Origin of the sequence: Bacillus sp. 7_6_55CFAA_CT2 (assembly GCF_000238655.1) — a bacterium.
Lineage (GTDB): Bacteria > Bacillota > Bacilli > Bacillales > Bacillaceae_G > Bacillus_A > Bacillus_A cereus.
In genome coordinates this window covers 801,743-811,425 of the sequence record NZ_JH414710.1, presented here as the reverse complement: position 1 = coordinate 811,425, position 9,683 = coordinate 801,743, and the positions used below count along the sequence as shown (strand labels likewise).

Sequence of the window (9,683 nt, the reverse complement as noted above, 5' to 3'; positions counted from 1 at the left end):
ATTAAACACCATCTCAAGTTATTTTAGTCGTAATAAGTTGGCCAGCTTCATTAATAGTAACTTTCCATTTCACTCCACTAGCAGTCTTCATGATTATACCTTTACTTGCCTCTATTTCAATATCTCCAAACATTCTTCCTCCAGTTGTCGCTAACCAAGCATTCCCATTTTCCATAGAAGATCTTGCAAAGATACGATTAATTCGAAAACGCTTATGGTCTTGAGAATAACCACTTAATGTAATTCTAACTTTATATAACTGACTCGCCTTCATATTCGATATAATTGTATCGCCAACATTTAATGGAACATCCAACGCGATAACCCAACTTCCAGTTGCACTTAATGCATATTCAATTTTAATTTTCTTTGGACTCTCTCCCCACCCAAAATACATTCCAAAACAATTTAACATTTGTATTGGTTTTTTCGTAAAATCAAGTTCAATGACAACTGGGTTACTATCTGGAACGTCAATATAGTTTACACTTTGCTCATCTATTAAATTAAAGCAATTGGCTAGATTTCCCCCATACGGTACTTTCCCACTTACTTGTTTAACATTATATTTCTGCTGAGCATTTACTAAAATATCATCTTGATTTCCTATTAAATGAGGTCTATTTAACGTCAATGGTAACTGAATTCGTAGGGATTCTTCATAAGTAGACTTACAAACATTGTATTGTCCTTTATCTACAATAGTTGTCGAAAGCAGATTTGAAAAAAGGTAGTTACGATGAGAATTGGAAGAAAATTCAATAACAATTTGTTCACTACTCATCCGGTACGTATCCCAAATCATACAATCAAATGTATTATACGCACCTGAACAACGAATTACTTTTTCCGTTTGTTGTCTACATTGCACTTGAATATCATGAAACGTATTTCCTGAACTTTCATTTGGCAAATCACTATTTCCATCTACTTCAATCCCATACACACATCCATCAATAAATATAGATTGAAATACATTGGCGTTAATCCAGCAAGGTGTATTGATATCATTTATATATTCTGTCTTCAAATGTATTGCAGTTTGAAAGTTTTTAATTTGAATAAATTTAACTTGAAAGAAACTAATAAAATCCCATGCCTTTTGACAATAAAAATGTATAGCTTTTCCTTTATACGATGGAGTTGTATTTATTATATTTATATTTGATATAACAGATTGATTAGGTACTTCGATTTGTTGTGAACCAGAAACATAAATAACAGCAGATTGAAACAATGGATTTATAACTTGAAGAGTACCACCAACTATCGAAGCGTTACTTTGTAGCTCAAATGCATTAAAATCCCCATCAATTTGCAGTGTTACGGTAGGATCCAACTCTAATCTTACGTTTGATTTAATAACAATCGGCTTTACAATTTTGTACGTATTTATCCCTGTAATTCTAACCGTCGAAATTCGATTCGCTACACAATAATCAATAGCTTGCTGAATTGCTAATGAGCTATCATTTCCCGAGTTTGGAACTGCGCCAAAACAATCAATATGAACGCTACTTTCTGGCGCACAATCTTCTTGGGATGAAATATATTCTGACAAAATAAATTCACTCCTCATATTACCTTTTTCATATAATATGTGAGTTGTCTCTTAAAAGTTTCTATAATAAAAAAACAAACGACCTACTCGGTCATTTGTTTAATTCATATATATTTTTCGTTTCCTCTATCATTTTAGTTAACGAAAAATATCTCATTGCTTTCTCTCGTGCTTTCAATCTAATAGCAGTTACCTTTTCTTCATTCCCTTGTAGTTCCTCAAGCGCACTTGCGAATTCAGATTCGCAATATTCAGATATCAAAACACCTGACTCTCCATCTATTACCGCTTCATGTATTCCACCAACATCTATTGAAACAATTGGTGTCCCTGTAGCCATCGCTTCAATTACTACCATTGGAAACACTTCACGAAAAGATAATAAAAGTAAGGCGTCCATATTCCCTATAAACTCATGCGGCTCTGAAATATTCCCTAGCATCTTCACCCTTTGCTGCAATCCATATTTTTCTATTTCTTTCATAATCGATTCTTTCTCTGGTCCATCACCAGCAATATAAAACATAAAATCATTTCTCTTTTTCAACACATTTGCAATTTTGACAAATAGTTGATGGTTTTTCTCTTTGGATAATCTAGCTAATATCCCTATTTTATATGTAGATTCTTTCTTTTTCTGCTGGAATAAAAACTTTTCAATATCGACACCGTTATAAATTGTATTTATTTTTTCTTCTGCTACATGAATTGAAATTAAATTGTTCTTTTCAAACTCACTTACTGTAATAATATTGTTCACATATTTATTCATGAAATACCGAAAAAGCGTTGGCATTTTCTTTTCTAATATCGTTACATTGTGTTTCGTATAAACAATTTTTATCTTTTTTTTAATAAACTTTTGAATTAGAAAAGCATATAATACCATTCGCAAACTATTTGCATGAATAAGTTCTATCTTTCGTTTACAAATTTCGTTTCGTAAATAATAAATATTTCTCAAATGATTCCATCGACTAAGTAATATAAAATTTTCTTTTCTAGTAAGAGATTCATATAGTTCTCCATCACCTGCAGCTGTATAAATCTTAAAATCATCATAACGCAAATTACTTTCCAATTTACAGAAATAGCTTTCGGCTCCGCCAGTTATCAATTTATCTGTCATCAACAGTATATTCATAATTGCGTCTTCCCAACTACATTGATTTTATTTTTTTTATAAGCATGATAAGCATACTTACTAAAATAGTAAAAAATTTGCACCGAATTCAGTCGTTCTTGTTCCCTTAACAATTTCCAATACCGAAAAGCTGCTCTAATTTTATTTCTCGAAACAGAATTTGTAACAATTCTATATTTTGCTAACACTTGCTGTATCCCTTTTGCTTCATACCCTTCATGTAATAAGTTCAGCCATAACGCTGTATCCTCCGGCTGTATACTAGGCATTTCGACATACGGAATTTTTTCACGATCAATCATCACTGTTAAACACCCGATAATTGTATTTCCTACTAAATAATGATAGTCAACAGATTTTGGTACACTCACTTCACGATTTAATTCATTACCATTTTCATCAATTAAACTATACGACGCATATGAAAAAGCTATATTCATTTCTTCCATAAATAACAATTGTGTCTTCAATTTATGTGGCAACCATATATCATCACTATCTAAAAAGGCAATGTACCTTCCTCTTGCCTCTTGGATCGCTAAATTCCGAGCTTTAGCAGCACCAACATTTTCTTTTAATGATAATAACCTAATTCGTGAGTCTCCTTCTATTATCTCTTTAATTTTTGCGGCAGATTGGTCGGTTGAACCGTCATCAACGATAATCATTTCCCAGTTTTCATACGATTGATTCTGTACAGATGAAATTGTCTCACCTATAAATCGTATACTATTATAAGAAGGTGTTATTACAGAAACATAAGGCGGCTCGTTATGTGCTGATAGACATTTTACCATCTATCTTTCCCCTTCCTTCATATATTGAAATATACTTCACAACAACTGCTAAAAATAAAAAGAACGCTTCGTTAATAATGAGTGACAATGACATCATCTGAAATAAAAATGCAATCATAGTCAATAGAAGATATGGTTTTTCACGAAACAAAGTATGCTGCGCTAGCTTGAACATTAATATGAATAAAAACGCGCTATATAGAAGAAAACCAATTGTACCCGATTCAGACAAAATTTCTAAAAATGTATTGTGTACATATAATTTTTCATTAAATTGATACTCATAATAATTCGAAAAGTTAAAAGCGCCGATTCCAATATATGGATTGGATAAATAATATTTAAAAGCAGCTTCCCATAATGTAAATCTACCACTTCCATTATCATGGGAAAAATCAGAAATTCGTTTATTTAATATATCATCTAATTGGCCCCCCATTACACTATTCGATAAACTAAAAATAACTACACTAAACAATACTAAACTCATAATTATTTTTATTTTTTTGGCGAAACTAGACATACATATATATACAAAAACGACAAGTACAAGCGCTAATATACCGCCCCTTGAAAAGGTTAATAGACTTGTCGTAACACATAAAATCAATCCTAAGATGTTAGTAATATTTTGTAAATTCGTCATATAGTACATAAAAAATATTGTATTATAAAAAATAAAAATGTTAGGATCATCTAGCAATCCAATTAATCGTGGATATCCTCTATCCACTAATAACCCAGCAAAAATTTCTCTCTCTTCTCCACCGTATAAACTAAAGTATTGTAAACCAATTATATATAGTATTAGACTTACAACATTAAATACTACTCCTACATAAGCAATAGATGATTCAAGTACCACTATTTCAGTATTCCCCAATAAATTCCTCATTATAAAATAGCATCCTAAAACGAGTAGCACGCCAAAAATCATACGAATACTAGCATTTAAATACATAGAAAGAATTCCACTTAAACAATAAATGAAATAAAACAGTAAAAATACAACTTCATGAAAATATAACTTTTGAATATGAAAGTTTTTAATTGTTAAACAAAAATATATGACTAAAAAAATCATATATATCTTCAATGAAAATCCAATATATAAATTGTATTTACTTAACATAACAAATAATATTAGAAGAATAATCCATCCCATCGATACTTTCATATTATTTTCCATAGGCTATATCCCCTGTTTCGTAATATAATCCTTTTTGCGTATTTTTCTTATAAAAGAAAGAAGAAGTTTTTTTCAGCTCATAATCATATAGGAATATGGCAGCTACTACGATTAATATATTAAGAACAAGCGCAATTAAATGATATGTATGCAATATATATTGCACTCCAATAAAGGTTACACCAAAATAAATTGTATACGGTATTACAATTTGGAATACAATTTTTTTCTTCACTACACTTACCGCTATGTATCCCACTAAAGCGACGATTTCAAATAAAACCATAGCGTATGCCGCTCCTATCACTCCACCAATACTACTAAAGCTATAAAGCATAACCCCACCTATCACCAATGCTACACACTGCACAACAGTCCTCTTATTTTGACATCCACTCGTCGTTAAACCGTCAGCAATGGCAATATTTAAACTTTGTAGCACAATAAGAAATGATAATATTTGGAGTGGTTCTACTGCATCGCTCCATTCTTCATGAAAAAATATAGAAATAAAGTATGGTGCTAAATGATATAAACCGATTGTCATACATATTCCTACAATCGCCATTGATTTAATTTGAAGCAAATTTAATTTCGTATGCTCTTCTATATTATTCTGGTTATAATGCTTAAAAAGCACTGGAAAAAATGCACCTGCAATTACCCCTGGTACTTGATATAAAGCTGCCGGCATCCGGTACGCCACTGCAAAAACACCTACTATACTTAATGGCAATGTATAGTTAAGCAAGATAGGCGCTAATTGTGGCGTACTCATTATTAAAAAACCGCTTATAATAAAGGGAGTTAATTGCCAAAATAACGCTTTATGAATTACGACTTTCATATTCATTTTCGTCTTTCTTCTCATGATATATATACTGAATAAACCGCCGATCATATACCCAAAAGCATATAAGCGAGCCGTTACATACACCGGTAACTCTCCGAAAATACAAAAACATGTAATTATAATGACAACTGATGCTGATACAACTTTTATGAGCGCTATATACTTCATACGTTCCGTCAGTTGAAAATAGGCAATCCCTATGTTTTGCCAAGTTAATCCTATTAACATGAAAAACATTACGTTTATCATCATATAAATTAAATTTTTATCCGCATACATATAATGAATAGCAATATAACCGATGATAGAAATAAAAATAAGTAGAATCATCCTTATTTTTATATACGATGATAAAATCTGCTCTAAATCTGCTCCATCCTTTGCCCCTTCTCGAAGAAACGTATTACTAAGTCCTAAGTCTGTAAAGAATAACATAACAAACGTCACTGCTATGGCAACACTAAACATCCCATAATGTTGTGCGTTAAAAAAGTTTGCTAAAACAATTAAACTGACGGCCTGAAGAAGGTTAGCTAAAATCGTACTATAAAATAGATGGATAATATTGTTTAGAATAGATCTACCCATACAAGTTCTCCTTTGCAAGTAACCTACTTACATATGTTGTTTATTTACATATATATTTATCTTGCACCATTACCGTTCAATACAATTAAAACGGTTTTACATAAAATACGGATGTCCATCCGAAATGTTTTCATTTCAATATACTCCATGTCCAGCCTCAACTTTTCCTTTGGATCAAGATTATACCCTCCATTTATTTGTGCCCATCCTGTTAATCCTGGTTTTACTATTAAACGTTCCTTAAATTCTGGAATATACGCATCAAACTCATTATAAAAAAACTCTCTCTCTGGTCTAGGGCCTACAAAAGACATATCTCCTCTTAAAATGTTTAAAAGTTGCGGTAATTCATCAATTCTCGTTTTTCTTATAAACAATCCAACTTTTGTAATTCTTTGATCATGTTCTGTTGCCCATTGTGGTCCGTTCATTTCAGCATCCTTTACCATCGACCTTAATTTAAATACATTAAACTTCTTCCCGTTTATACCTAAACGTTCTTGAAAATATATTGGAGCCCCTGATGTTTCTAAAGTAATCATAATACAAAAGAACAACATAATTGGTATTGTTAATAGTAACAATATGATTGAAAATATAATATCAAACAAGCGTTTTACACTTCGATTCAATATGCTAGGCTTTTCTTGAGCCGGAATCGTATACAACTTGGCTTGATTTGTTTCACGAATCATGGATCGTTACCCCCACATTCAAGAATATAAAATTATACCTATTACTTCACATTCTTTCCTATTTATATCCGCTATTACTTTTTGCACTGTACGTAGTGAATCTTTTCGCTTTTTAACTGCTAAAACCACTCCATCGCATTTCCCTGCAATAATGTGCGTAGCAGGAAGCTCAAATACTTCAGAAGAATAAAAGAAAATGTAATCAAAATCTTCTTTCCACTTAGCAATCGCATTATCAAATTCATCCATAGCAACTAAGGGCGTCCCTGTGTGTACTGTTTTTTTTGCAGGAATACAATATAAGTATTTAGACAAATTACTAGAAAAAGATTCATAATTACAGGGGGAAGAGCTTATTATATCGTTTACTGTTATCATGTGATCACTTTGTAATAATACATGTAATTTTGGGTCAGAAAAATTCACATCAATAAGTAACACCTTTTTCTTCATTTCAGCAAACACTAGACCCATATTTACTATAAGCGAGGCAACAACACCTCTGTCCTTCGTTGAACTAACTGTGAACAGTTGTTTTCCAGATTTTCTCAACTCGTGATGCACCGTATAAAACTGCTCTTTCATCAGATCATCATGCAAATCGAATGGCAGCTGTTTCTTTGTCCTAAACATCGACATGTTCACCTCGATATATAGATGATTGTTTATCAACCTCTGTAGATTTCTGTTTTCTATTCGGTTTCATATTTATGTGACCAATAACAGAGACTGTTGTTATTTTCTCTAAATCTTGTTCCGTGTATATACGTTCATCAAAATAATCTCGAAATACAGCTAAACCTATCCCAACAAAAAAACTAACAATTAAAGAAATAGGAATGATCAGTTGAAATTTCGGAAACAATTTTTCAGCCTGTTCCTGTAACTCAGGATCCGTCAACACTTTCACACCTTGTACATTTGTGTACTGTTGAAAACTTTTTTGTGATTGCTCTGCCAATGTCTTTACAATGTCTTTCACGACTTTCGGATTGGAATCTTTTACTGTAACAGTTACAATTTGTGAGTTGTCCGTATTCACTACCGAGATTTTTTGTGCTAATTCATAACTTGATTGCTCTAATTTCAAAGTTTTTTTGACTGTTGAAATAATTAATGGGCTTTTTAAAATATCAACATACGATGTTACTAGTTGCTTATTTTCTTGTGTTTTATTTGTTGAATTTTCCTTATTAAACTCATCTAAATTCCCAACAAGAATTTGCGTTGAATATTGATATGACGGCTTTAAAACATACATAGAGATAAGAACTAAAGAAGCGGTTAAACAACACATCGTTAAAATAATCGTTACGAATCTTCTTTTCAATAATTGTTGAAAATCTTTTATACTCATTTCTTGCTTCAATTATTTCACCGCCCTTTTCTGAATAACATCCTGCAAGTCACTCTTTACAGATACCCCTCTCTTCTTTCTATCCACTTGTTTTGTTACATACTTTCCGACTCTGAATGCAAATTTTTCTACATATATATACGAAAGTATTGCAAATATAAACGAAAATACAAGTGAAAAAATTAAAATAATAGGCAACGGTAATATTTCATGGAGCATGTATATAAGGGAAAACAACGATATAATATGGTATAAATAAAGACTGTAAGAAATCTTCCCCAAATATAACAAGTATTTATTGCGTAGCAAGGATGACAAAGTTGATATTGACAAACTTAATATGACAAATAGACTTGCACTTATCGCCACTACGTAGTCTCGAAATATAAAATTATTGAGTACTTTAATTTCTCCAATAAGTCCTTCATACATAAAAAGTAAAATCGCAAATAAAAACCATGCAATTTTCGTATTTTTAGTACAATTACTATAAAAAACTATTAAATTATTTTTATACTTCGCAACTAGTGCTCCGAGTAAAAACAGCACCGTATAATGCAACGTTAATGCATAGCTTGTTAATGTTAAGCCCGAGCGAAACAAAAATAATATTACGACAGAACATATACTAAAACTAAACAATAATAGTAATGAACACCTTAACGTTTTTCGTAAACAAATCATCAAAATTAACGGAAAAATTATTGATATTCGCATTTCATGGACAAGTGACCAAATCACACCGTTATATGCATCTGTATTATATTTCCCAACCAATAAAATATGTTGCGCTATTAAGCTTGGAGAACTTTCAATCGTCCATGAGCGATTAAACCATTCACTTAAATAAGAAATACCATATTCACTAATTGTAGCTTGGCATATAATAGCTATAATTATTGCCACAATATAAGGAATATATATTCTGCATATACGTTTTAAAAGGTATGACCCATAGCTACTATAGGTTTTTTGAATAGATTCATACAAAACAAATCCGCTCAAAACAAAAAAGATAATAACAGATTCGTTACCACTACTAAAAATAAGACGAGCAGGCGTTTCTTTTAATAGATACACAACAAATGGTTTATTATCTTCATAGCTGTAATTTTGAAATGCTGAAAAAATCATTAAATGATGACCGATCATTACTATTAATGAAGAAATCCCTCTTATAGAATCCAATTCCTCGTATCTCTTCATCTTTTTACATCAACTCCTAATGAAATGATAATAATCATTTCAAAGCGACATCTTTATTCATATTCCTCTCCTTTCTTTTCATTCCAATTTTTCATATTAAAATGATTTTATAGTATAAATTTGAGTGTATTGTAACATTTTTTGTAATATTATGAATAGCGAATCTCAAAAATTGGTATATACCAATTTCAACCTCGAAAAATGAGTAATATTGATAGAAAAACACTATAAAAATTTCTTGCATATTTACAAAATTAAAGAGATGAATAGCGTTTTTTCAATATAAAATAAAA

8 protein-coding genes and 1 pseudogene are annotated in these 9,683 nt (G+C 31.2%); all 9 read right to left on the bottom strand.

Annotated elements, in window-relative coordinates:
• Positions 1-13 precede the first annotated feature (13 nt).
• The 9 genes and pseudogenes from HMPREF1014_RS19895 to HMPREF1014_RS19855 all read right to left on the bottom strand — a co-directional run bounded on the left by HMPREF1014_RS19895 (position 14) and on the right by HMPREF1014_RS19855 (position 9,390).
• Positions 14-1,561 (bottom strand): glycoside hydrolase family protein, encoded by a 1,548-nt coding sequence (locus HMPREF1014_RS19895; protein ID WP_000006053.1) that lies wholly within the window; start codon positions 1,559-1,561, stop codon positions 14-16.
• Between the two features lie 91 nt (positions 1,562-1,652).
• Entirely contained in the window at positions 1,653-2,705 is a 1,053-nt protein-coding gene (locus tag HMPREF1014_RS19890; RefSeq protein WP_001023698.1) for a glycosyltransferase family 4 protein, read from the bottom strand.
• Complete coding sequence (locus HMPREF1014_RS19885) at positions 2,702-3,502, bottom strand: glycosyltransferase family 2 protein (RefSeq protein WP_000237686.1); 801 nt, start codon at positions 3,500-3,502, stop codon at positions 2,702-2,704. The genes HMPREF1014_RS19890 and HMPREF1014_RS19885 overlap by 4 nt, the downstream gene beginning before the upstream one ends.
• On the bottom strand, positions 3,477-4,691 hold the full coding sequence (locus HMPREF1014_RS19880) for an O-antigen ligase family protein (RefSeq protein WP_000429880.1): 1,215 nt from the start codon (positions 4,689-4,691) through the stop codon (positions 3,477-3,479). The genes HMPREF1014_RS19885 and HMPREF1014_RS19880 overlap by 26 nt, the downstream gene beginning before the upstream one ends.
• A gap of 3 nt (positions 4,692-4,694) precedes the next feature.
• Positions 4,695-6,132: pseudogene (locus tag HMPREF1014_RS19875) on the bottom strand (oligosaccharide flippase family protein).
• Positions 6,133-6,188: 56 nt separating this feature from the next.
• A complete protein-coding gene (locus tag HMPREF1014_RS19870) occupies positions 6,189-6,827 on the bottom strand; it encodes a sugar transferase (RefSeq protein ID WP_000617652.1) in 639 nt (212 codons plus the stop codon).
• Positions 6,828-6,845: 18 nt separating this feature from the next.
• Positions 6,846-7,466 (bottom strand): CpsD/CapB family tyrosine-protein kinase, encoded by a 621-nt coding sequence (locus HMPREF1014_RS19865; protein ID WP_009327313.1) that lies wholly within the window; start codon positions 7,464-7,466, stop codon positions 6,846-6,848.
• Complete coding sequence (locus tag HMPREF1014_RS19860; protein WP_000807059.1) at positions 7,453-8,196, bottom strand: YveK family protein; 744 nt, start codon at positions 8,194-8,196, stop codon at positions 7,453-7,455. The genes HMPREF1014_RS19865 and HMPREF1014_RS19860 overlap by 14 nt, the downstream gene beginning before the upstream one ends.
• A complete protein-coding gene (locus HMPREF1014_RS19855; RefSeq protein ID WP_000833040.1) occupies positions 8,197-9,390 on the bottom strand; it encodes an acyltransferase family protein in 1,194 nt (397 codons plus the stop codon).
• Positions 9,391-9,683: the final 293 nt, after the last annotated feature.

Coding starts and splice junctions, on each gene's coding strand:
- HMPREF1014_RS19855 (WP_000833040.1), bottom strand. CDS start 9,390: ATGAAGAGATACGAGGAATTGGATTCTATAAGAGGGATTTCTTCATTA.
- HMPREF1014_RS19890 (WP_001023698.1), bottom strand. CDS start 2,705: ATGAATATACTGTTGATGACAGATAAATTGATAACTGGCGGAGCCGAA.
- HMPREF1014_RS19870 (WP_000617652.1), bottom strand. CDS start 6,827: ATGATTCGTGAAACAAATCAAGCCAAGTTGTATACGATTCCGGCTCAA.
- HMPREF1014_RS19880 (WP_000429880.1), bottom strand. CDS start 4,691: ATGGAAAATAATATGAAAGTATCGATGGGATGGATTATTCTTCTAATA.
- HMPREF1014_RS19885 (WP_000237686.1), bottom strand. CDS start 3,502: ATGGTAAAATGTCTATCAGCACATAACGAGCCGCCTTATGTTTCTGTA.
- HMPREF1014_RS19865 (WP_009327313.1), bottom strand. CDS start 7,466: ATGTCGATGTTTAGGACAAAGAAACAGCTGCCATTCGATTTGCATGAT.